Origin of the sequence: Corallococcus sp. AB045 (assembly GCF_003668895.1) — a bacterium.
In the GTDB taxonomy this organism is placed as follows: Bacteria; Myxococcota; Myxococcia; order Myxococcales; family Myxococcaceae; genus Corallococcus; species Corallococcus coralloides.
Genome location: NZ_RAWN01000019.1, coordinates 35,590 through 58,065, shown reverse-complemented (window position 1 = coordinate 58,065; position 22,476 = coordinate 35,590). Strand labels below are relative to the sequence as shown.

16 protein-coding genes are annotated in these 22,476 nt (G+C 70.9%); 10 read left to right on the top strand and 6 right to left on the bottom strand.

The genetic code is table 11. The features are described from left to right. Window positions 1-196: 196 nt before the first annotated feature. From D7Y21_RS07265 to D7Y21_RS07245, 5 genes are all read left to right on the top strand, one after another. Window positions 197-2,233 (top strand): alpha/beta fold hydrolase, encoded by a 2,037-nt coding sequence (locus D7Y21_RS07265; protein WP_199735375.1) that lies wholly within the window; start codon window positions 197-199, stop codon window positions 2,231-2,233. 90 nt (window positions 2,234-2,323) lie between these two features. Further along, the gene (locus D7Y21_RS07260) at window positions 2,324-2,869 is read left to right on the top strand and encodes a hypothetical protein (protein ID WP_120560782.1); all 546 of its coding nucleotides are present in this window, start codon (window positions 2,324-2,326) and stop codon (window positions 2,867-2,869) included. Window positions 2,870-2,892: 23 nt separating this feature from the next. Continuing rightward, window positions 2,893-4,623, top strand: coding sequence for a hypothetical protein (locus D7Y21_RS07255; RefSeq protein WP_147469204.1), 1,731 nt, complete (start codon window positions 2,893-2,895; stop codon window positions 4,621-4,623). Between the two features lie 265 nt (window positions 4,624-4,888). Further along, the gene (locus D7Y21_RS07250) at window positions 4,889-5,296 is read left to right on the top strand and encodes a hypothetical protein (protein WP_147469203.1); all 408 of its coding nucleotides are present in this window, start codon (window positions 4,889-4,891) and stop codon (window positions 5,294-5,296) included. Further along, window positions 5,293-6,309 carry a hypothetical protein gene (locus D7Y21_RS07245; protein WP_121712117.1) on the top strand — a complete coding sequence of 339 codons (1,017 nt, stop codon included), beginning with the start codon at window positions 5,293-5,295 and terminating at the stop codon, window positions 6,307-6,309. Before D7Y21_RS07250 ends, D7Y21_RS07245 begins: the two co-directional genes overlap by 4 nt. Here D7Y21_RS07245 and D7Y21_RS07240 read toward each other — a convergent pair. Then, window positions 6,306-8,876, bottom strand: a complete 2,571-nt coding sequence (locus D7Y21_RS07240; RefSeq protein ID WP_121712114.1) for a GAF domain-containing protein — start codon at window positions 8,874-8,876, stop codon at window positions 6,306-6,308. The genes D7Y21_RS07245 and D7Y21_RS07240 overlap by 4 nt on opposite strands. A 183-nt stretch (window positions 8,877-9,059) precedes the next feature. Between D7Y21_RS07240 and D7Y21_RS07235 the strand changes: the two genes are divergently transcribed. Both D7Y21_RS07235 and D7Y21_RS07230 read left to right on the top strand, forming a co-directional pair. Further along, the gene (locus tag D7Y21_RS07235) at window positions 9,060-11,057 is read left to right on the top strand and encodes a potassium transporter Kup (RefSeq protein WP_370038251.1); all 1,998 of its coding nucleotides are present in this window, start codon (window positions 9,060-9,062) and stop codon (window positions 11,055-11,057) included. Window positions 11,058-11,457: 400 nt separating this feature from the next. Further along, on the top strand, window positions 11,458-12,474 hold the full coding sequence (locus D7Y21_RS07230) for a hypothetical protein (RefSeq protein ID WP_121712112.1): 1,017 nt from the start codon (window positions 11,458-11,460) through the stop codon (window positions 12,472-12,474). A gap of 64 nt (window positions 12,475-12,538) precedes the next feature. Here D7Y21_RS07230 and D7Y21_RS07225 read toward each other — a convergent pair whose 3' ends face one another. Continuing rightward, on the bottom strand, window positions 12,539-13,120 hold the full coding sequence (locus D7Y21_RS07225) for a DUF2378 family protein (RefSeq protein ID WP_121712110.1): 582 nt from the start codon (window positions 13,118-13,120) through the stop codon (window positions 12,539-12,541). Between the two features lie 170 nt (window positions 13,121-13,290). Further along, the gene (locus D7Y21_RS07220) at window positions 13,291-14,028 is read right to left on the bottom strand and encodes a metallophosphoesterase (RefSeq protein WP_120560790.1); all 738 of its coding nucleotides are present in this window, start codon (window positions 14,026-14,028) and stop codon (window positions 13,291-13,293) included. A gap of 395 nt (window positions 14,029-14,423) precedes the next feature. On the opposite strand from D7Y21_RS07220, the gene D7Y21_RS07215 reads away from it, so the two are divergent. Both D7Y21_RS07215 and D7Y21_RS07210 read left to right on the top strand, forming a co-directional pair. Beyond that, on the top strand, window positions 14,424-16,034 hold the full coding sequence (locus D7Y21_RS07215) for an N-acetylmuramoyl-L-alanine amidase (RefSeq protein WP_121712107.1): 1,611 nt from the start codon (window positions 14,424-14,426) through the stop codon (window positions 16,032-16,034). A gap of 76 nt (window positions 16,035-16,110) precedes the next feature. Continuing rightward, the gene (locus D7Y21_RS07210; RefSeq protein ID WP_199735377.1) at window positions 16,111-17,157 is read left to right on the top strand and encodes a PD40 domain-containing protein; all 1,047 of its coding nucleotides are present in this window, start codon (window positions 16,111-16,113) and stop codon (window positions 17,155-17,157) included. On the opposite strand, the gene D7Y21_RS41700 is transcribed toward D7Y21_RS07210, so the two are convergent. The 3 genes from D7Y21_RS41700 to D7Y21_RS07190 all read right to left on the bottom strand — a co-directional run bounded on the left by D7Y21_RS41700 (window position 17,154) and on the right by D7Y21_RS07190 (window position 21,275). Beyond that, entirely contained in the window at window positions 17,154-19,127 is a 1,974-nt protein-coding gene (locus tag D7Y21_RS41700; RefSeq protein WP_158627246.1) for a cell wall metabolism sensor histidine kinase WalK, read from the bottom strand. The genes D7Y21_RS07210 and D7Y21_RS41700 overlap by 4 nt on opposite strands. A gap of 151 nt (window positions 19,128-19,278) precedes the next feature. Next, a complete protein-coding gene (locus tag D7Y21_RS07195; RefSeq protein ID WP_121712103.1) occupies window positions 19,279-20,127 on the bottom strand; it encodes a carboxypeptidase-like regulatory domain-containing protein in 849 nt (282 codons plus the stop codon). A 218-nt stretch (window positions 20,128-20,345) separates the two neighbouring features. Beyond that, entirely contained in the window at window positions 20,346-21,275 is a 930-nt protein-coding gene (locus D7Y21_RS07190) for a hypothetical protein (RefSeq protein WP_121712101.1), read from the bottom strand. 183 nt (window positions 21,276-21,458) lie between these two features. Between D7Y21_RS07190 and D7Y21_RS07185 the strand changes: the two genes are divergently transcribed. Beyond that, window positions 21,459-22,445, top strand: a complete 987-nt coding sequence (locus D7Y21_RS07185) for a hypothetical protein (RefSeq protein ID WP_121712099.1) — start codon at window positions 21,459-21,461, stop codon at window positions 22,443-22,445. The last annotated feature ends 31 nt before the right edge of the window (window positions 22,446-22,476 follow it).

Genomic DNA, 22,476 nt, shown 5'->3' with positions numbered 1-22,476 from the left:
GGGCATCACGGTCGCGGGGGCTTTCGTGGAGACGCGGAGTGCGATCACCGTCCACGCCGTCACGGTCGCCCGGCCGCCGCGGTGCATCACCTGGCCCGGGCCATCCCCTGTTCAAAACGCATCATCGCGCGAGGAGAAAGGAATGGCGCGCGTGGATGCCGGGGAACACGACGGCGCTGGTAGGGTCGGCGGCACCATGAACCTCGCGTCCCTTCCGCTCATCGTGTCCCTGCTCACGGCGCAGACGCCCGCGCCGGCGCCGTCGAAGACGCCCCCCGCGCCGGCCGCCGCCGCGAAGGCACCATCCGCCGTCCCCGGCATCGCCCCGCTGCCCGGCCTGCCCAACCTGTGGGTGAGCGGCGTGCCGCCGGTGCCGCCCGCGCTCTCCCAGCGTGTGCAGCAGTACCTGGAGTCCCGCTCCGCGCAGCTCCTGGACGTGAGCGGGGATGGCCAGCAGGTGCTCATCTCCACGCGCTTCGCGGACGTCAACCAGTTGCACCTGGTGGAGATGCCGCTGGGCTCGCGCACGCAGCTCACCTTCACGAAGGAGCCCATCAACCGGGCGCGCTTCCTGCCGGGCAACCCGCAGATCATCTTCTACCTGCAGGACACGGGCGGCGGAGAGTTCTACCAGGTGCTCAAGCTGGACCGGCGCACGGGCCGCTCGGAGTTGCTGACGGACGGCAAGAGCCGGCATGAAGAGCTGGTGGTGTCGAAGGACGGGCGCTGGCTCGCGTACGCGGGCACGGGGCGCAACGGCAAGGACACAGACGTGTACGTGGCGCCCACGGCGGACCCCAAGCAGGCGAAGCGGGTGACGGAGGTGGAGGGCAGCTGGGCGCCGCTGGAGTTCTCCCAGGACGGCTCCAAGCTGCTGGTGCGCCAGTTCCGCGCGGCGGACGACGCGGACCTGAGCGTGGTGGACGTGAAGACGAACACGCGCACGCAGCTCACGCCCAAGGAGGGCAAGGGCAGCGTGGACGCCGCCGTCTTCACGCACGACGGGCAGGGCGTGTACGTGGCCACGGACCGCTACAGCGACTTCGCGGAGGTGTACCGGTTGCCGCTCACGGGCGCGCCTCCGGCCGCGCCGCCGTCGCTGACGAAGTCGGTGCGCTGGAACGTGCAGGACCTGGAGCTGTCTCCGGACGGGCGCAAGCTGGCGGTGGCCATCAACGAGGAGGGCTTCGGCCGGCTGTACCTGCTGGACACGCGCACGCAGGCGCTGTCGCCGGTGGAGACGCCGCGCGGGGTGATTTCGCAGGTCCGCTTCCCGGCCAAACGGTCGGACCGCGTGGCGTTCTCGCTGACGTCGGCGCGCGTGCCGCTGGACATCTTCACGGTGGACCTGGGCACGAAGAAGACCACGCGCTGGACGCGCTCGGAGGTGGGCGGGTTGGATCCGGAGACGTTCGTGGAGCCGGAGCTGGTGCGCTACCCGTCCACGGACGGCGTGAAGGTGCCGGCGTTCCTGTACCTGCCGAAGAACGCGAAGGGGAAGGTGCCGGTGGTGGTGATGTTCCACGGCGGCCCGGAGGGACAGAGCCAGCCCATCTTCAGCGCGCAGACGCAGCTGATGGTGACGGAGCTGGGCATGGCGGTGCTGCTGCCCAACGTGCGCGGCTCGGAAGGGTATGGCAAGGCGTACCGCGCCATGGATGACGGCGTGAAGCGCGAGGCGAGCCTGGCGGACATCGGGGCCACGCTGGACTTCGTCGCCTCCCGGCCGGAGCTGGACGCGGCGCGGGTGGGCATCTACGGCGGCTCCTACGGCGGCTACATGACGCTGGCGACGGCGGCGTTCTTCCCGGACCGCATCAAGGCGGCGGTGGACGTGGTGGGCATCTCGTCGCTGCCGTCGTTCCTGCAGAACACGCAGGCGTACCGGCGGGACTTGCGGCGCGCGGAGTACGGCGACGAGCGCGACCCGGCGGTGCGCAAGGTGCAGGAGCGCATCTCCCCACTGGGGTCGGTGGACAAGATTCGCGCGGCGCTCTTCGTGCAGCAGGGGGCCAACGACCCGCGCGTGCCGCAGTCGGAGGCGGAGCAGATCGTCCAGGCGGTGCGCAAGAAGGGCTCGGACGTCTGGTACCTGCTGGCCACGGACGAGGGGCACGGGTTCCAGAAGAAGACCAACCGGGACATGGCCCAGACGACGGCGCTGATGTTCTTCGAAAAGCACCTGCAGGGCCCGGCGGCAGGGCAGGGGAGCGGGGCAGCGGGCGGAAAGTAGCCCCCACTTCGGAGGAACCCGGGCGCGGCCGATATGTCGCCGCCCCGGGGACGTTACACATTGTCCATGTCAGCGAGGGGAGTCCTATCCATGAAGCGCAACAGCCAGTCATTGCGTCGGGGTGTGGGGATGTTGGCGGTACTCGCGGGGATGGGCGGAGCGTGGGCGTCCTCGGAGCAGGACCAGATCGCCTTCAGCGTCGCGCGGACGCAGTTCAACCTGCGGATGACGCCGGACAACGTCACGGGGCCCGAGTTCCAGGTGTCCCGTCTTCCAGGCGAGCTGCGAGGCCGCGTGGCGGACGCCCCGGTGACGCTGAAGCTGGAGGACGAGAAGGTGAAGGGCAACATCGGGACCTCGGTGGTGAACCTGGAGGTGAAGAAGGAAGGCGACGCGGTGAAGGCGAAGGGCGGCTTCTACGGGCGCCCCGTCAACCTGACGCTGTCGCCGCAGGAGCTGACGGTGTACGTGCGCGACTGCACGTACCGGCTGAAGGCGAAGGAGGAGGGGCGCACCTACGAGGGGAAGCGCAGCTGTGACCGTTCGTTCATGCCGCCCACGGTCATCACGCTGCCGGACGCCTTCCTCGCGGCCTCGCCCGCGGAGCAGGCGTCGCTGCTGCTCCTGGCGCTGTAGTTTCCCCATAGGCTCGGGACGCGATGACGCGTTCCGTTTCCCGTGGAGAGGGGGCCTGGCACCGGATGCCGCCGGTGTTGGGGCTCCTGTGGGTGTTCGCGCTGGCCGCGTGCGCGAGTGATGGCTCCTTCGAGCGGGAGTCGTTCGAAGAGGCGATGGGTGACGACACCCTGGTCGAACGCGAGGGCCTTGGGTTCACGCGAGAGGGAGCGTTGGAGCGCGCTGCGCCCGTGGGCGGTGAGCGCGCCCGGCAGGCGGAAGCGGCCCGGGTGGTGCGTGAACTCTGGGAGGTCGCGGGTGCGCGCGGAGCTCCGGGCGAGGCGTGGACCTTCGACTACCAGGTGCACGGCGGTGCGCTGACGTTGTTGTCCTTCCGGCGCACGGCGACGGGTCAGGGCGCCGGTGCGACCGTGGAGTGGAGCGGGTTCTCCCGCGAGCTGACGCGGAGCCTGTCCACGCTGGTGGGCGTGAAGCCACGGCGTCTGCGCTTCACGCTGGAGCGCGGGTTGGAGCGCTGGCGCTTCGACCTGGAGACGGTCCGCGGGCCGGTCTCGGTCCATACGCGAACGGTGCCTGAGTCCCTACCGGGAGCATCCGGGCCCCTGGTGTCGGATGCGCTGACGGTGGCCCGGCAGCTGCTGCCCGCGTCTCGCGTGCCCTGGGAGGGCCGGGTGCATGAGCGGGCAAGGCTCCAGTTCGAAGGACTGCGATTGCATCCAGCGGTGGAGCTGGGCGTCTTCGAGGTCCAGGAGGGTTCGAGCCGGAGGACCGCGCCCGGCAGCGCGGACCTGCGCATGCCGGTGGTGCAGGCGCTGTTGCCCTTCGCGAACGCGGTGGGAAGCCGCAGCGTCGAAGTGGAGCTGGAGGGAAGGCACGTGCGCGGTGAAGCCGAGCCGCGCTGGAGGGTGGTGGCGGCGACGACGCTCGAGCCCGCCGCGCCTCCGGAGGAGATGCAGGACATCGCCAGGGAGTACCGGGCGATGCAGGAGGACATCCTCCGGCACTGGCGTGAGGAGGTGAAGGACAGTGCGCGCCTCGCGGGAGTGTGGTCCTTCGAGCAGCTCGCGTACTGGTACGTGGGAGGCTTCATCGCGAAGGGCGCGCTCGGGGCGATGGAGGCCGTCGCGCCCACGGTGGTCTCGGTGCTGGGCAGGGGCGGGGCGAAGGCTGCACAGTGGTTCCGCACGGTGTTGATCCGCACGCCGCCCGCCGAGCGCGAAGCCCTCCAGCGCATCTGGATGAAGGTGGAGGCAGAGGGGTTGGTGGCGCTCAAGGCCGGGGAGCAGGCCGAGCTCCAGTCATTGCTGAAGGGGATGGAACACCAACTCCGAAGGCCCATCACGGACAAGTACTCGAAGGACAAGCTCAGGGAGTGGGCTCGACAGGAGTACTTCGAGGTGCACCGGCCCCAGTTGGCACAAGCCTTGGGGAAGGACCTCCTGGGGACGTATCAGGTGCACCATCTGGTGCCCATCGAGCATGCCCATCTGTTTCCCACCCGCGGTGTCAACGCGGCGGAGAACCTGGTGGGCATGGCGCGGGAGGTCCATTCGAGCGTCAACTCGGTCTGGACGTTCGTGCGGACGAACACGAAGAGCGTCTCCGCCAGGGAGGTGGAGGAAATCGCTCACATCACGCACAACCACTTCGGACGGTGGTTTCACGTCCTGTACGATCCGTCGAAGTCAGGAGCTGCACTTGCCTCCGCGGAGAAGGCCGCGCTGAAGGAAGTCGCGGCCGTGCTGGGGTTGTAGGTCCTGGCGTTTCAGGAGGCGCGTTCGCTTGGCGGGACTGGATACGGAGGGGAGCGGATGGACGAGGCTGGTGGAGGCCTGCCATCGCTTGGGCTTTCAGGTCAGCGTGGAGCCCCCCTCGGCCGATGCCCCTCGTCCTGGTTCAACGCTGTTGGGTGCGCCAATCGATCCCATACTCGCCGGACTCTATTCGCGGGCGGGCCGAGCCACTCTGGGAGACATCGAGCTGTATCGTCCTGGCGCCGGCCCGGATGGAGTCCTGGAGGTGAACGCATGGCTGCGGGGCAGGGGACAGACTCCATTCCCTTCATGCGTTCTCTTCGGACAGGTTTCGAGCCTCGCCTACTACTACGGCGTCGTTCCAGGGCTGGCGGATGCTCGCGGAGTCCAGCCAGTGCTCTACCTCGACATGCAGGAGGAACTGCTGGTGGTGCCGGTGGCCTCCAGCGTGGACCAGCTGTTCAACCAGCTTGCCCGGTTCATGGAGCTGCTTCCGGGGGAACCTGACTTCGTCCCGGGCAGATGCTCGACCACGACGTTCCCCTTCGCGGCGGCGGGGCTCGTCGCACAGGACACGGCCCTCGTGGAGATGATGTGCGCGGGCCGCTTCGACGGACTCGTGACCCGGGACGAGGAAAGCCAGCGCTGGATGCAGCAGGTGCTCGACCTGTGACTCCACGCAAGCTCTGCCTCCTCATCGCCTTCACCGCGCTCGTGACCGCCGTGGGCACGGGCGTGTGGCTCGCGTGGCCCGGACCGGACCTCACCGCGCAGGCGGACCTGTCGGACGAGCCCGTCCGCCTGCATCTCGAATCCAGCGACGACCCGGACAGCGAAGGGAGCGAACCTCCTGACGTCGTCGTGCTGAGCACCGGCATCCGCCTGTCGAACGTCCCTTCCAACTGCCACGCGGATACCCAGGGCTCCCTCACCTGCGAGGACCGCTGCGACTCGGACGACGCGTGCCCCGCCGACACCGTGTGCGCGCATCACCCGGACTTCGGCTTCCGCCACTGCCAGCCCCTGCACCGCTTCTGCGACGACGCATCGGACTGCACCTCGTCCGACACCTGCCACCCCGTGGACACCTCCGCCTCGGGCCAGGTCCTCCGGCGCTGCGTGCCGCAGGGAAAGCTGCGCGCGGGAGAGCGCTGCACCGGGTACTCACGGGAGCTGGAGGGCCGCTGCGCTCCGGGGCTCCTCTGCGTCCATGAGTTCTGCGGCCCACCGTGCGACGTTCACGACGCAAACGCCTGCGCCACCGGCACCGAGTGCGCCCCCAATCCCTACCGCGTCCGCGGCGCCTGCGTCCCCAGCTGCCGCGACCGCGCCTGTCCGCAGGGCGAACGCTGCGAGACGGACTACCCGGGCGAAGTGCCCATCTGCCGCCCCTTCGTGGGCCCCGCCTGCCTGGACGCCTCGCCCTGCGCCGCGAACCAGGACTGCCTGCGCGGCTTCGCCGAGCCCACCCTCGAAACCGAGGCCTTCGAGTGCCGCACCCGCTGTGATGACAAGACTCCATGCGGCCTGGGCCTCACCTGCGATGAGGTCAGCGGCTACTGCTTCCAGCCCTGCACCCACGACACCGACTGCTCCACCCCCGAGCGCTGCCACGTCCTCCACCGCCGCGAGTCCCAGCGCGGCTGCGGCTTCATCGCGGAAGGCCTCCCCGCCTTCCATCGCTAGCTTCGCGGCAGCTCCACGATGAACGTGGAGCCCTCGCCCAGGACGCTCTCAACCTCAATGTGGCCGCCCATCGCCTCCACGATCTGGCGGGCGATCCACAACCCCAGCCCGAAGCCGCCGTAGTTGCGCTCGGACACCGCGCGCTCGAAGCGGTGGAACAGGCGCGGCAGGTGCTCCTTCGCGATGCCGATGCCGCCATCCTTCACCCGCAGCCGGGCCCGGTCGTCCTCCGCCTCCAGCGACACGTGCACCGGGTTGCCCCGCCCGTACTTCAGCGCGTTGGAGAACAGGTTGGTGAAGACCTGATCCAACCGCAGCCGGTCCCACTGCCCCAGCACCTCCGGCGCCAGCGACAGCTCCAGCGGAGTGCCCGAGCGCGCGTACTCCTGTTCGAAGCGCTCGGCCACCTCGCGCACCAGCGCCCCCAGCTCCAGGGGCTCCAGCACCAGCTCCAGCTTCCCCGCGCTCAAGCGAGACACGTCCAGCAGGTCGTTCACCAGCAGCGTCTGCCGCTTCACCTGCCGGTCCACCCGCTCCAGCCCGCGCTTGAGCCGCTCCGGGTCGAAGGCCGCTCCCGACCGATTCAGTCCCGCCAGCAGGCTCTGCACCTGGAGCTGCAGCGCGCTGATGGGCGTCTTCAACTCATGGCTCGCGATGGACAGGAACTCCTCGCGCAGGCGGATGGCCTGGCGCGCGTCCCGGTAGAGGCTCGCGTTGTCCAGCGCCAGCGCCGCCCGCCGTGCCAGCTCCTGCGCGAGCGCCAGGTCGTGCGCGTCGTACGCCCCCTTCGACGTGACGAACGTCAGCGCCCCCAGCGTGTGCCCGCGCACCCGCAGCGGCACGCACAGGTACGCGCACGTCCCGCCCGCCCGCGCGTACGACGGGTCCCCCTCCGACAGCCCCGAGCGTGACTCCGGCCTCCCGGACTGGACGACCCGCGCCACCACCGCGAGCCCCGGGGGCGGCACCTCTCCGTCCTCGACGCCCGCCGTGGCCACGCAGCGCACGCCGCCGGATTCGTCTTCCAGGAACACGCCGCAGGCCTCCGCGTACTGCGGCACCGCCAGGTGCGCCACGCGCTCCAGCGTCTCCTCCTCCTCCAGGCTCCCCGCCAGCACCCCGCCGGCCTCCGCGAGGAAGCGCTGCGCCGCCTCGCCGCGCTGGCGCTCGGTGATGTCCACCATCACGCTCAGGCACTGCGGCGGGCCGCTCGCCGGGTGCACGCGCCCCGTCCACATGGCCACCTGCACCGCGCCACCGTCGCGCCGCCGCGCCGCCAGCGGTGCGCCATCCAGCACCGTGCCCCGCGTGGCGCGCTCCAGGCCCTGGCGGAACGCCTCCCAGTGCTCCGGCGGCACCGCAGGCAACACCTTCCCCAGCACCTCCTCCGCCGTCCACCCCAGCATCCGCTCCGCGGCCGGATTCCACAGCCGCACCGTGCCGTCCGGGTCCAGCAGCATGATGGCCGTGGGGCTCGCCTGGATGATGGCCTCCAGCGTCCCGTGCGCTTCGCGAAGCGCCGCCCGCGCCCGCTGCTCGCGCTCCAACAGCCGCGCCCGCGCCAGCGCCTGCGCCGCGTGGTGCGCCACCAGCTGGAGGAAGGCCCGCTCGTCGTCGTCGAACCCGTGCGGCAGGCCGAAGGTGAACACCAGCGCCCCCAGCACCCGCCCGTCCGCCACCAGCGGCAGACACGCGGACGAGGTCGCTGGCCGCTCCGACCCAGACAGCGCGTCCTCCGCCGGCAGCCACACCGGCCGCGACTCGCGCAGCACCCGCGCCACCGGCGAGTCTCCCTCCAGGGGCATCCGCTTCAGCCGCTCCGCCGCGTCCGGCGTGCAGCCCGCGCAGCGCAGCAGCGAGGCGCTCGTCGCGTCCGGCGCCACGCCCCACAGCGCCCCGGCCTTCGCGTCCGCCACCGCCAATCCCTGCTCCAGCACCACCTCCGCCACGCGCGCCGCGGTGAGCGCCTCCGACAGCTCCGCGGTGACGTGCTGCAGCCGCGCGAGCCTTCCCGCCGCCACCTCCGCCGCCTGCCGCGCCAGCCGCTCGGACGCGTACGCCCGCGCCACGTCCAGCGCCAGCGCCGCCCGGTCCGCCAGCTCCTGGAGCAGCAACTGCTCCGCTGAATCGAAAGACGCCGGCTCCGGCGCCTCCCGCCACACCGTCAGCGTCCCCAGCGCGCGCCCCCGAGCCCGCAGCGGCAGCACCAGCACCGCCTCCACCCCCTGCGCCACGCCCGTGTCCAGCACCTCCGCCGCAACACCTTCGTCCGCGCGCACCCGCTGGGAGAACAGCGCCTGCAGTCGCACGCGCGCCTCCGGCACCGCCGCCGCCGACGCCACCGTGCGCAGCCACAAGCCGTCCTCCGACAACAGCCGCAGCGCGCACGCGGAGCCCAACAAGGGCACCACCAACCCGCACAGCCGCTCCATCACCGCCGGGGGCTCCAGCGACGCGTCCGCCAGCACCCGCGAGGCCTCCGCCAGCAGCGCCAGCCGCTCTTCAATCTCCGGAAGCCGCGCCCCGTACTGCCGCGCCTCCCCCAGTCTGGTTGCGACCATCGTCATGCCACGTCCCCCCGTTGCACCCGCCATGGGAGCATGCCCCCGCTCGCGGCGCTCTGCGTCCCAGGTCCCGCCATCCCTGACTTCTGCGGATGCTCGACACCCACCCACCGGAAGCGTTGGTGGCGGGCACCTGCCTCGTTCCGCGGCCCGGCACCCCCGAGGGCAGGGCGCTCAAGCGCGTACATGGGAACACCTGTGGCGGTTGGAAACCAAAGGAGCGGCAAGGCGCCGGTTGCTCCGGGCCCGGGTTCGGCTAAAGCGGGGGCCGTGAACGCACCCTCGGAATCACCGGCCGCCCCTTCGGAGGGGCCGGAATCTCCCAAACGCATCGCGATGCTCGCCCTGAGCGCGCTGGGCATCGTCTACGGAGACATTGGAACCAGTCCGCTCTACGCGCTGCGCGAATGCTTCACCGGAGCGCACGGCGTCACGCCGACGCCGGCCAACGTCCTGGGCGTGCTGTCGCTCATCGTGTGGTCGCTCATCATCGTCGTGTCGGTGAAGTACATCATCTTCGTGATGCGCGCGGACAACCGGGGCGAGGGCGGCATCCTCGCGCTGATGGCGCTGGCGATGCACCGGCCCCGGGGCCAGTCACACCGCGCGCGGCCCGTGCTCATCACCCTGGGCCTCTTCGGCGCGGCGCTCATCTACGGCGACGGCGTCATCACCCCGGCCATCTCCGTGATGAGCGCGGTGGAGGGCCTGAGCGTGGCCACCCCCGTCTTCCAGCCGTACGTGATTCCCATCTCGCTCGTCATCCTGCTGCTGCTGTTCATGGTGCAGCGCAAGGGCACGGGCGGCATCGGCACGGTGTTCGGTCCCCTGATGACCGTGTGGTTCCTGGTGCTGGCGGTGCTGGGCGTGAAGGAGCTGCTGCACAACCCCGCGGTGCTCTGGTCGTTGTCGCCCGTGCACGGCGTGCAGTTCTTCATGGACAACGGGTGGCACGGCTTCCTGGTGCTGGGCGCCGTCATCCTGGTGGTGACGGGCGGCGAGGCGCTCTACGCGGACATGGGCCACTTCGGCGCGGGGCCCATCCGGCGGGCCTGGTTCCTGCTGGTGCTGCCGTCGCTGGTGCTCAACTACCTGGGCCAGGGTGCGCTCTTGCTGCGCCACGCGGAGGCCGCCCGCAACCCCTTCTTCCTCCTGGCCCCGGACTGGGCCCTGTACCCGCTGGTGGCCCTGTCCACCGCCGCGGCCGTCATCGCGTCGCAGGCCCTCATCTCCGGCTCCTTCTCCACCACCCGGCAGGCCATGCAGCTGGGCTACTGCCCGCGCATGGAGGTGGTGCACACGTCCGCGGAGGAGATGGGGCAGATCTACCTGCCCGGCATCAACGCGGCGCTGCTGGTGGGCGTCATCGCGCTGGTGCTGGGCTTCGGCTCCTCCAGCCGGCTGGCGGCCGCGTACGGCATCGCGGTGACGACGACCATGGGCATCACCACCGTGCTGGCCTACGTGGTGGCCCGGGAGCGCTGGGGCGTCCGCCGCTCCGTGGCCCTGCCCATCGCCAGCCTCTTCATGCTGGTGGACCTGGCCTTCTTCGGCGCCAACGCGGCGAAGATCGCGGACGGCGGCTGGTTCCCGCTGCTGCTCGCCGTCTGCATCTTCACGCTGATGACCACCTGGAAGCGCGGCCGGGACATCCTCGCCGGCAAGCTGCGCGCGGCCAGCCTGGGCCTCAAGGACCTGTTGGGCAGCTTCGGGGACCACCCGCCCGTGCGTGTGCCCGGCACCGCCATCTTCATGACGGGCAACCCGGAAGGCACCCCGCCCGCGCTCCTGCACAACCTCAAGCACAACAAGGTTCTTCATGAGCAGGTGGTGCTGCTCACCATCATCTCGGAGGAGATCCCCCACGTGGTGGCCCAGGAGCGGGTGGAGGTGGAGCCCCTGGAGCAGGGCTTCGTGCGCGTCGTGGCCCGCTACGGCTTCATGGAGAACCCCAGCATCCCGGACATCCTCAAGCGCTGCCGGGAGAAGGGCCTCCAGTTCCAGCTCATGGGCACCAGCTTCTTCCTGGGCCGCGAAACGCTCATCCCCACCAAGAAGCCCGGCATGGCCGTCTGGCGCGAGGCCCTCTTCACCTGGATGAGCCGCAACGCCCGCAGCGCCACCGCCTACTTCCGGATTCCGCCCAACCGCGTGGTGGAGCTGGGCAGTCAGGTGGAGCTGTAATCCAAAGCCTTGCCGCACCGGGACTTCACCCCGGGAGTAGAAAAGCTACTCGGCTGGTGTTGCACGTGTTTTACAGGGCTTGAGGTTTATTCCGCCTCGTAACCGCCTGAAAATACATGGGCAGGGCTCTTGAGGGAGGGGTTGTTCCGACCCGGGGGTGTCGGGAACTGGCTGCCACACAGCCCTTTACGCAGGGGCTTGCCTGCTTCAAATTACACCGCCCCCGTCCGTTTTTTCCGGTTCAGATAGAAAAATACGGCAGGGCAGCAACACTTTCGTCGATGAATCGAGAATCTTTTCGCGGGGCAGGGAAAAGTACTGTCCCGACGTAATAGAACTTGGTTACCCTGCGGCCAGGTGTCCCCCGGCACCCGGCGTCTGAAACGAGGTCAGCCCTTCCATGCTCCAGGCCATCGCCCCCGCCCCCGTGTCGTCCCCGGCCATCTCTCCGGTGAAGCCCGTCATGCCGTGGATGGCCGAGCCCCGGATGCCCCTGTCGGATGCGGCGCCGTACACGGTGCTGAGCGCCCAGGAGCTGTACCCGCGCATCTGCGTGCGTGATCCGTACTTCGCGCTGAAGGACGTGACGGTGCTGCCGGGTGAGGTGGTGGCGCGCGTGCCGGTGCAGATGGCGCCGGACGCGGAGGCGATGCCGCTGGGCCTGGGCGAGGCGGGCCGGCACCTGGCCATCCTGGGCTCGTGCGGCGCGGCGCTGGTGGCGCCCAAGGACGGGCAGCACTTCTACCTGGCCAGCGCGGCGCGCGGTCAGTGGCTGCAGCCCACCGCGCAGGAGCGCGCCACGGACATGCTCTGGGCGCTGGCGCAGGCGGAGTACACCGGCAAGCGCACCTGCACGGCGCGCACGCTCTTGTCCTCGTCGGACGGCACGCCGCTGTTCAAGCTGGAGGTGGACTACAACGTGCTGTCCGCCGCCGCCTTCACCCGCCTGTTCGGCGAGGCGCGCCAGGAGATGCGCCGCGAGCCGCGCCCCGCGGACACCGTGCAGCGCACCCCGGAGGAGTGGGCGAAGCTGCGGCAGAACCCGTACAGCAAGCCGCTGGACCTCCAGGACTTCCGCATGGAGGGCGACCTGATGAGCTCGTCGCTCGTCGTCACCCCGGAGCTGTGCAAGGGCCACTTCGCCATGCACCCGGTGATGCCGGTGGCCGTCGTCGCGGGCGGCATGACGCGCATGGCGACCACGCTGGGCCGCGCGCTGGAGCGCGCGCCCGGCGCCCGCTTCGTGGCCAAGGACGTGAAGCTGTCCGCGGACAGCCTGGCCTACGCGGGCCAGACGGTGGTGTTCGGCGCGCACCGCACCCTCGTGCGCGGCGCGGACCACACCTTCGCCTGCTGGGCGTCCGTGGGCGAGCGCGTGGTGGCGCAGCTGGACGTGACCTACACCCGCGTCGACTGAAGTCCCCTGAAGTCCGCTGGGAGCGCACCCGAAGCGCTGCCGACGCGCGGCCCCGCGTCCCGCGTCAGGTCCACTCGATGTCGTAGTCCACGCGGTCGATGCCCTGCGGCTTCGCGGTGGCCTTGCCCGTCAGTCCCAGCACCTTGAGCGAACCGGTGAGGATGCCCACGTGGTACGCGGGCGGCATCATGTCCCGGCGCATGCGCAGGGTGCCGGACTTGGGGCCCGTCGTGAGGTACTCGCGGTTGCCGTAGGACACCGCCGCGCTGTACGCCATCTGCGCGCCCGCGAAGAGCTTCTGGGGGTCGCCCCGGGAGATGATGCCGAACACCAGCATCCCCGGCCCGGTGGAGTAGCGGGTGATGCTCACCTCGCCGCACGCGTGGAACACCGCGTCCTGGGCGCCGAGCGCGCCCTCCAGCACGTCCGCCGCGCTGTACAGCAGCGTGAGGAACTCCCGCGCCGGGTACGAGCGCAGCTCCGCGTAGTCGTGGTTCAGCTCCCCCACGCGCAGCTTCTCCATGCCGATGGCGCCCGCGTGCTGCTGCACCAGGCCGAAGACGGACTTGAAGATGAGTCCACGGATGGAGTCCCCCGACTGGAGGATGGCGATCCGGGAGGCGAGTTCGGCCTTGTCCGACGGCATGACTTCCACTCCTTGGTTCACGGGCGAACCCGGGGCCAGCTTAACGGCCTCTTTTCACCTGTCGACAAAGCGCTTCACCGGGCGTCGCACCCGTCCCGACCTCCCATGTCCGGTGCCCGGGCCAACGCGGCAGGTTCAGAGGGTCTTTTCGCTCCCAGCCGGGGAGGGCGTCAGCGCTCGTCCAGCAGCATCGGCGCGAAGCCGGCCGCGTCGCAGGACGCGAGCACGTAGCGCACGCCCGCCCGTTCGCCGGTGAAGCCCGCGGGGATGCCGCTCGAGTGCAGGTGGCCGTACACGCACACCTTGGGGGCGAACGCTTCGATGGGGGCGCTGAAGGCGGTGGCCCGCTCGTTCGCGTACACGGGCGGGAAGTGCACCGCGACGATGCGGGTGAGCGGCGTGGGGGAGGCCGCCTCCTTCTTGAGCGCGTCCTCCAGCGACGTGTTGAGCCGGCGCGTCTCGCGCTCCACGTAGCCGGAATCCCCCTGCTCGTCGCCCATCTCCCCTCCGGGCATGGGCGGCGCTTCCGGAGCGGTCCACAGCCGCGTGCCGGCGATGACCCACGGGCCCATCACCACCGCGTTGTTGTGGAGGAAGCCCTCCAGCGTGCGGAACGGCTCCAGCAGCTTGCGCAGCTTGGACGCGGAGTCGCCCCACCAGTAGTCGTGGTTGCCGCGCACCAGAACCTTGCGCCCCGGTCGCGCGTCCAGCCACGCCAGGTCCTCCATCACCTCGTGGGCACGGGTGGCCCAGGAGATGTCGCCCGCGACGATGACCGCGTCCTCCGGCCGCACCCGCTCGTCCCACGCGCGCTGCAAGGGCAGCGGGTGGTCCGTCCAGCCGAAGCGGTGCATGTCCTTCTGCCGGGTGGAGGGCAGGTGCGTGTCGCCAATACCGAAGAGCCGCATGATGCTGGCGTCATAGCGGATGCCCTGGCCCCATGTCGGCCCTTCCAGCGCGGCGCGCGCCCGGACGGCTTTTCGTCTCGGTCCGCCAAGGGTTCAAATAGTGATTAATACAAGAAATGGTGTAACAAAACGTTACGTCACGGATGTCCTGAAATACGGCAGTGCGGCACCCATGCACCATCTCGGACTCCGCGTGAAACAGCGGGTCCCGCGATGTAAGTAATTCCGTGATTTCAGGTGTTTGAAGTCACGAGGAACGCCGCGCGCCGGGTGCGGGTGGAGCATGCATGCACCGGTCGCGGAAGAAAACTGGACGAAGGTGACGGGATGGAAGCGGCTGGCACGCACGGTGCTGAGAAGGCGTGGAGTCCCTCCCCCGACTTTGGAGTCCCCTCATGTCAACCTTCCGCAATCCCTTCGCGGCGGCGGCCGTCGCCCTGGTGCTTTCCGCGTGCGGTCCCCAGGCGCAGCAGCCCCCCGAGGCCCCTCCGGCCGAGACGCCGTCGCAGCCCTCCACGGACACGGCTGGCAGCACGCTGCCGCGTGAGCTGGACCCGCTGTTCGCGCAGGCCGCCCAGGAGTTCAACGTCCCGGTGGAGCTGCTCAAGGCGGTCTCCTACGCGGAGACGCGCTGGCAGATGGTGCGGGGCGAGGCGGAGTTCCCGGGCCAGCAGCCGGCGTTCGGTCTGATGGCGCTGCGCGGTGAGGACCTGGAGCAGGGCGCGGCGCTGGCGGGCGTGACGGTGGAGGCGGCGCGCACGGACGCGCTGTCCAACCTGCGTGCGGGCGCGGCGCGGCTGTCCCAGCTGGCCACGGACGCGAAGGTGGAGCGCGGGGACCTGTCCGCGTGGGCGCCGGTGGTGGCCGAGCTGAGCGGCATCACCAACCCGGAGGCGCAGGCGGAGCACGTGCACCGCTCCGTGTACGCGGTGATGAACGAGGGCGCGGTGGAGCTCAACCAGGACGGCTCGGTGGCCGTGTCGCTGGAGCCCGTGAAGGTGGAGGCGAAGTTCGCGCGTCCCCAGGTGCGCGCCATGGCGGCGGGCCCGGACTACGCGTCGTCCATCTGGCGCGCGGCGCCGTCGGGCAACTACAGCACGAGCAGGTCGCACAACCCGTTGATGATCATCATCCACACCTGTGAGGGCTCCTACGGCTCGTGCTGGAGCTGGCTCACCAACAGCGCCGCGGGCGTGAGCGCGCACTACGTGGTGAACGAGAGCGGCTCCGAAATCTCCCAGCTGGTGCGCGAGGCGCACCGGGCCTACCACATCGGCGCGAACTACGACTCGTCGCTCAACGGTGGCAAGGAGGCGTGGCTCAACGGCGTGCAGTCCAACAACTTCACCATCGGCATCGAGCACGGCGGTTACGCCAGCCAGACGTCCTTCCCGGCCGGGCAGATTGACGCGTCCGCGAAGCTGTCGTGCGACATCGCGCGCGACAACTCCATCGTGAAGGACAGCTACCACATCGTGGCGCACGGCAAGCTGCAGCCGGCGAATCGCACGGACCCGGGCCCCAACTGGCCGTGGTCCACGTACCTCAGCAAGGTGAACAGCTACTGCGGCACCGCGCAGCCGACGGGTGAGATCATCATCGACAGCAACAGCGCCAACAACGACGCGTCCAAGGCGAGGCTCTCGCTGACGGGGAACTGGTCGGAGGGCACGAGCGCTGGCTACTACGGCAGCGGCTACTTCTACGCGGCCACGGAGGCCATCTCCGCGCCGGCCTCGTTCGAGTTCTACCTGCCCACCGCGCAGACGCGCACGATTGACGCCTGGTGGGTGGCGGGCACGAACCGCTCCGCCACGGCGCCGTTCATCGCCTACAACGCGGCGGGCACCGAGGTGGGCCGCGTGTCCGTCAACCAGCAGGCCAACGGAGGCAAGTGGGTGCAGTTGGGCACGTTCAGCTTCAGCGCCGGCTGGAACAAGGTGCAGCTGAGCCGCTGGACGACCCCGGGCTTCGTGGTCATGGCCGACGCCGTCCGGGTGCGCTGACGTGAGGCACGAGGGCCTTGAACGGCGGAAGCGTTCCGGGCCCTCGCGGGCACGGCGGTGGTGGGCCGTGCTCGCCATGCTGGGCGCCATGGGTTGTCAGGGCCGCTGCGGCGGCGCTGGCGGAGCCCTGGTGCCCGGCGCCCTGTCGGAGGCGGAGCGGCGGGCCCTGCCGGGCACCATCGTCTTCCTCTCCGAAAGGGCGGGACAGAAGGACGTCTGGCGGGTGACGCCCGCCGGAGAAGAGACGCAGGTCACCTCCGCGCCGGAGGACGAGTACCCCGGCCCGCCGTCACCGGACGGCCGCACGCTGCTGGTGATTGCATCGGGCGAGGCGAACGGGCGCGTCTTCCAGCAGTTGCGCCTGCAGCCGCTCGAGGGAGGCCGCCAGGTGGCGCTGCATCCGCCCCGGCCCCGCGCGCGCAACGCGAGCTGGGCGCCGGACGGCACGTGGCTCGTGGCGGAGTCCGACGCGCAGGGCTTCAGCGACGTGGTGCGTGTGCTGCCCGCGGCGAACGCGGTGGACACGCGGCTGACGCACGTGAAGGCGGGCTGCTTCGAGCCCGCGGTGTCCCCGGACGGCACGGAGGTGGCGTGCGTGTGCAGCGGTGACGGGGACCCGGAGGTCTACGTCTTCCGCGCGGACGGCACGGGCGAGCCCCGCCGCATCACCACGTTCTACATGGAGGACCGGACGCCGCAGTGGAGTCCGGACGGCAAGTGGCTGTTGTTCGTGAGCAACCGCGAGCGCAAGGAGCGCATGTACCTGGTGCGCGCGGACGGCGCGGACCTGCGCGCCCTGTCCGGAGAGGGCTTCGCGGGCGACGAGCGCGAGGCGGTCTTCAGCCCGGACGGAAAGCGCGTGGCGTACGTGGCCCGGCTTCAGGATGGCAAGAGCCGCATCTGGGTGGCGGACGTGACGGGCGGCGCGCCGGTGGCGCTGACGGACGGACAGCACCGCGACGACATGCCGGCGTGGAGCCCGGACGGCAAGGCGCTGGTGTTCGTGTCCGAGCGAGACGGCGACACGGACCTGTACCTCATGCGCCCGGACGGCACCGGCCAGACGCGGCTCACCACGGCGAAGGGCGCGGACTGGCTGCCGCGCTGGTTCGTGCCGCGCTAGCCCGCGCGCTGGCGCAGCGGTTCGGGTGCCGTGGGGGCGGCGGGGGCTTCCAGGGGCACGCTGAAGAAGAAGGTGACGCCCCGGTCCGGCTCGCTCTCCACCCAGATGTGGCCGCCGTGGGCCTCCACGATGAGCCGGCTGATGTAGAGCCCCAGCCCCAGCCCCTTGCCGTCCGCCGAGCGGCCGTCCTCCGTGCGGTAGTACTTGTCGAACAGGCGCGCCGCGTCCCGGGGGGACAGGCCCGCGCCCTGGTTGGTCACCGACACCACGGCGTGGTCGTGCGCGGCGGAGAGCCGCACGTCCACCGGTGTCCCCTTGGGGCTGTACTTGATCGCGTTGGTCAGCAGGTTGGTCACCACGCGCTCCAGCCGCGCGGCGTCCATGGGCACCGGCGGCAGCGGATCCGCCAGGTGCAGCCGGAAGCGCTCGCGCGCGTCGGGCGGCACGTCGCGCTCCAGCACCTCCGCCAGGAAGCGGCCCAGGTCACGCGCCTCGCGGCGCAGGTTCACCCGGCCGGACTCCAGCCGCGAACCCTCCAGCAGCTCCTCGATCATCGTGCTCATCCACTCCACGTTGTGGATGATGGCCTGGGCCATGATGCCTTCGCGCTCCAGCTTCCGCTCGTGCAGCGCGCGCTGGAGCAGGTGGGCGCGCAGGTTGATGGTGTTCAGCGGGTTGCGCAGGTCGTGGGAGATGAGCCCCACGTACTCCTCGCGCAGCTTCTCCAGGTCCCGGCGCTCGGTGACGTCACGCAGGATGGCGATGCGCGTGGCGTCGTCCTCGCCCTCCAGCGGGCTCAGCCGCACCTCCAGCGGCACGCTGGTGCCGTCCTGCCTCTGGCCGGACACCAGCCGCCCGCCCGTGGCGCGCCCCGGGCCCTCTCCAGCGGCGGCCGGGCCATGGAGCCCCTCCGGCACCAGCAGCTCCACCTCGCGGCCCAGCAGGGCCTCCCGGCGGTAGCCGAAGACGCGCTCCGCCTCCGCGTTGGCGAAGCGCACGCGGCCGGTGGCGTCCACCACCACCATGGGGTCCGGCGCGGTGTCCAGGAAGGTGCGGAAGCGCTCCTCGGAGGACTCCAGCGCGGCCGTGGCCCGCATGCGTTCGGTGTCCAGCACGTCCAGCGCCCGCGCCGCCAGCAGCACCAGCGTGACGCCGCCGGCGGCCACCACCGTGGCGAAGAGGGGCAGCTTCGCGTCGTGGCTGAGCCAGCCCGTCAGGTGGATCAACACCAGCGTCAGCCCCAGCACCGGCGGCCCCAGCAGCGTCACCGGCACCAGCCGCCGGGCCACGAAGCCGCCCAGCGTGTCCCGCGTGAGCCGCGCCATCAGCCCCAGCTCCGGCCGGGCGCACAGCGTGCCCATGGCCAGCAGCATCAGCACGCAGGTGGTGTGCAGCCCCATGCTGCGCTCCTGGAAGAACGGAGCAGCGACGGGCGTCACCAGCGGGCCCAGCAGGAAGCCATTGAGCCCCGTCAGCGCCGCCATCAGCGCGAGCACCACCAGCGCGTCCGACCACGACAGCCGCTGCGGATGGCCCCGGTCCACCAGCGCCAGCGCCGGACCCAGGAGCATCAGGCACAGCGCCGTCAGGGGCGACGGCGCGATGCCGGGCGCCGCGCCGCCGTTCTCGCCGAAGACGCGCAGGAACAGCGCGTCCAGCCCCCCGTTGCCTCCGGTGATGACGCCATCCACGAGGCTCGCCGCGCCCAGCAGGGCCGTGGCCAGGGCGAGCGCGGTGCCCAGCCGGTGTTGGAAGCGAGGGGGAGTGGCCGGCAGCCGCAGGCCCAGCGCGGCCCCACCCAGCATCAACCCCAGCGCGGCGCTGGGGCGCATGGCGGGGAGCGCGGCGCCCATGGACTTGAGGACCATGACATCCAACGCCCAGCCCACCAGCACCAACAGGCCCACCAGGCAGGCGGCCGCCGCGGAGCTGCGTGCAAGGGCACGGACCATCGCCGTGCTTCGTGGCATGGATCGGCCGCTCATCATCCGCGTCCCCCCGGAACGCCAGCCCTGCATCCTGCCACAACAATCACGTGTCTGGGGCCCCCCCGGCAATGGGACGCCGGGGTTGGGAGGATGTCCGTCCTAGGCGGGGATGTCCGACCTGTCCAGGGTTGGGTCAGGGTGCGTAGCGGCCTGGATACACGGTGAGGACGACACCCAGCCCCGGGCCCACGTCGACGTTGCGCGGCACGTACGTGTCGGTGCCTTCCACGGACAGCTGGAAGGAGGCCACCCCGGCGCCGGAGTGGACGAAGAGGAACAGCCCATGGGCCGCGGTGCCCGCGGTGTCCACGGACGTCAGGTCACCGGACGGGTAGTAGACGCGGTCCGCCAGCTCGGCGCGGTTCAACGCCACGCGCGCGCCGCTCACGGGCTGACCGTTCAGGTCCACCACGCGCCCCAGCACGAAGCCCGCGGAGGCCAGGGTGGCCGCCGGGTCCCCGGTGTGGCCCTGAAGGCGCGGCGCACCCACGGCGGCGCCCAGCTGATCCACGAACGCGATGGGGAGGGCCCACGCGTGCGCGTCGATGATGTCCGTGCGCGGACGGGTGCCGGTGAAGGCGGTGTCGTAGACGAGCGTGGTGCTGCGCACGAGGCCGTCGTGCACGAGGCCCACCGCGAGCCCCTGGTGCACGTCGCGCACGGGCACGCCGGTGACGCGGAAGGCGCCGTCCTCGGACACCTCTCCGGTGGCGAAGGTGGCGGCCGCGTCGTTGACGGCCACGCGCAGCGGCTCCTCCACGGTGAGCGCCATCCCGGTGAGCGACGCCGGTGCCGCGGCCACGCCCTCGGCCTCCGGGAACACGCGTGCCTCGCCGCTCACGAGGATGCGAAGGTTTTCCAGGTCCACCGCCTCGGCGTCCTCGGTCCGCACGCCGGGGTCCGGTGTGAATCCGCCATCGCCACAGGCCATCGCCAACAGCCCGAGCACGGCACCACCCGCCGCCCGAATGTAGTGTTTCATCGGGCGGCAACATCTTCACGGCTGGGAGGGCACGCAATCCGCCCCCCGGTGTCGTCCGTCCCCTGCATGACGCACCGTCGCGCTCGCGGGCCGGACGCACCGGACACCGGGCCCTCCGGGTGTTGAAAACACGTCGGCACCGGGAGCCTGCCTTCCGCTGGAAACGGAAGGCCGCGCCCGGTGCCGCGGGTCACGCCAGGGAGGAGGATGCGGAGCGCCTACCAGCCCGACCCGCTCTTGCCGGAGGAGCCGGAGCTCTTGCCGGTGTTCCATCCGCCGCCGCTGCTGCCGCTGCTGCTTCCACTGCTACCGCCGCTGCTCCGGCCACTGCTGCCGCTGCTGCTGCTGCCGCCGCCGCTGTTGCCACTGGGAGGGGTGCTCCAGCCGCCGCTGCTCCGGCCATTGCCGCTCCCGCTGCTCCCGCTGTTGCTGTTGCCGCGGTTGCCGCGGTTGTTGTCCTTGTCGTCGTCGCGGCTCTTGCTGGCCGGGGTGTCCCAGCCGCCGCTGTTGCGGCTGTTGTCCCGGTCATTGTCCCGGTCGTTGTCCCGCGAGTTGTTGGAGGGAGCGACGTTGTTGCCGCGGCCCCAGCCGGAGCCGCTGGGAGGCCGGGCGCCGGTGCCCGTGCCGCCGGGAGGCGGGTTGCGGCCCTGGTTGACGGGGGCCGGAGCGGGCGCGGGCCGCGAGGGGGCGATGTTGTTACGGCCGCCAGGGCCCGCGGAGGCCGAGTGGCTGTTGCTCCAGCGGTAGCCCCGGGTGCCGCGGTCGTAGGAGTAGCCCGCGCCCCACGAGCCCTGCGGGTAGAAGTCGTGCTGGTGGCGGCCGTGGAAGTTGCAGTACGCGCCGCTGGGGGTGGGGTGGTAGTCCCAGTACCAGACCACCGTCGGGCCCCGGTAGTAGTAGACGTTGTCCGTGTAGACGTAGGACGCCTGGGGCGGCTGGTAGTCGTGGACGTGGGCGTAGTCCTCAGGGCACCAGCCGCCGCCGTAGTCGTCGGGGACGGGGTGCGCGCCGGCGAACCGGTACTCCACCACGGGCGCGGGGGCGACGTAGGCCACACGGCGGACGGGGCGATGCGAGTGGGCCTCGACGACACAGCCCGTCCCCATCAGCAGGGCCACGGGGACGACCAGGGCGAGCAAGCGGTTCATGAAGAAGTCTCCTGTCGCGGAAGTGGACCCTCAAAGCGTCCCGCTTCGCAACCTCTGCCCCCATGACGGCCCGCCTCCCCGGAAATTCACCCGGAACGCCCGCCCGCCGGGAAGGCGAGGGGCCCGCCTGATATGACACCCGGGTCGCGGCCCCTGGGGCGCCGCGCCTTCGGAGGCATGCGGATGTCGGATGTGGATTTCGGACGCGCGATGGGGGCGTCCTGCGCGCTGCACCCGGGGCGGGAGGCCACGGGCACCTGCGCCCGCTGTGGCAACTTCACGTGCGACACGTGCAGCCAGGGCGGCGCGTCGCCGCGCTGCCCCACGTGCCGGGAGCGCTCCGGCGCCACGTTCCCGCTGCGGCGGGAGGACTGGAACTTCAGCAACCTGTGGGACGTGTGCTGGGCGGCGTTCCAGCGCGAGTGGGGCATGCTGTCGCTCGCGGTGCTGGTCTACCTGGGCGTGAGCTTCGGCGCGCAGCTGTTGATCAACGTGGCCACGGGCATTGGCGCGGCGGTGGACAGTGTCGTCCTCGCCGGGGTGCTGGGCGTGGTGGGGCTCGTGGCGCAGCAACTGGTGCAGGGCCTGGTGCAGCTGGGCCTCGTGCGCGTGTGCTTCGACGTGCTGCACGGAGGCCGCGCGGACGTGGCGCGCCTCTTCAGCCAGATGCACAAGGCGGTGCCCTACACGCTGACGATGCTCCTCGTCTTCGTCATCGTGATGGTGCCGCTGGCCCTGCTGGGCGTCCTGGCCATCCTTACGCTCATGGGCACGGGCATGCTGAGCGGCGTGGACCTGAACTCCTCATCGGACGAGGTCTGGAGCGCGCTGGTGCCCATGCTCGGCGTGATGGGGCTGGGGTTCCTGGTGCTGGTGGGGCCCTTCACGTACCTGGCGCTGCCGCTGTACCTGGTCCAGCCGGAGCTCGCGTACGACGACGCGCCGCCCTCGCCCTTGGAGGTGCTGCGCCGCAGCTGGGAGGCCGCGCGCGGTCATCGCCTGGGCATCCTGGGCGTGGGGTTCGCGGGGGGCGCCGTCATGCTGGCGGGGGTCTTCGCGTGCTGCGTGGGCTTCATCCCCGGCATGGCGCTGGCCCAGCTGCTCATCGCGGGGATGTTCCTGGCCCTGCGCTCCCCGCGCGACGACGCCGCGGAGTCCTTCCCGGGCTGAACGCCGCGGGAAGCAGAGGCGCGCCTTCGCG

Bases quoted from the DNA above. Each gene is read 5' to 3' on its own strand.
- D7Y21_RS07185 (WP_121712099.1), top strand. From the start codon at position 21,459: ATGTCGGATGTGGATTTCGGACGCGCGATGGGGGCGTCCTGCGCGCTG.
- D7Y21_RS07190 (WP_121712101.1), bottom strand. From the start codon at position 21,275: ATGAACCGCTTGCTCGCCCTGGTCGTCCCCGTGGCCCTGCTGATGGGG.
- D7Y21_RS07195 (WP_121712103.1), bottom strand. From the start codon at position 20,127: ATGAAACACTACATTCGGGCGGCGGGTGGTGCCGTGCTCGGGCTGTTG.
- D7Y21_RS41700 (WP_158627246.1), bottom strand. From the start codon at position 19,127: ATGCCACGAAGCACGGCGATGGTCCGTGCCCTTGCACGCAGCTCCGCG.
- D7Y21_RS07225 (WP_121712110.1), bottom strand. From the start codon at position 13,120: ATGCCGTCGGACAAGGCCGAACTCGCCTCCCGGATCGCCATCCTCCAG.
- D7Y21_RS07265 (WP_199735375.1), top strand. From the start codon at position 197: ATGAACCTCGCGTCCCTTCCGCTCATCGTGTCCCTGCTCACGGCGCAG.
- D7Y21_RS07240 (WP_121712114.1), bottom strand. From the start codon at position 8,876: ATGACGATGGTCGCAACCAGACTGGGGGAGGCGCGGCAGTACGGGGCG.
- D7Y21_RS07215 (WP_121712107.1), top strand. From the start codon at position 14,424: ATGTCAACCTTCCGCAATCCCTTCGCGGCGGCGGCCGTCGCCCTGGTG.
- D7Y21_RS07235 (WP_370038251.1), top strand. From the start codon at position 9,060: ATGGGAACACCTGTGGCGGTTGGAAACCAAAGGAGCGGCAAGGCGCCG.
- D7Y21_RS07260 (WP_120560782.1), top strand. From the start codon at position 2,324: ATGAAGCGCAACAGCCAGTCATTGCGTCGGGGTGTGGGGATGTTGGCG.
- D7Y21_RS07210 (WP_199735377.1), top strand. From the start codon at position 16,111: ATGCTGGGCGCCATGGGTTGTCAGGGCCGCTGCGGCGGCGCTGGCGGA.
- D7Y21_RS07230 (WP_121712112.1), top strand. From the start codon at position 11,458: ATGCTCCAGGCCATCGCCCCCGCCCCCGTGTCGTCCCCGGCCATCTCT.
- D7Y21_RS07255 (WP_147469204.1), top strand. From the start codon at position 2,893: ATGACGCGTTCCGTTTCCCGTGGAGAGGGGGCCTGGCACCGGATGCCG.
- D7Y21_RS07220 (WP_120560790.1), bottom strand. From the start codon at position 14,028: ATGCGGCTCTTCGGTATTGGCGACACGCACCTGCCCTCCACCCGGCAG.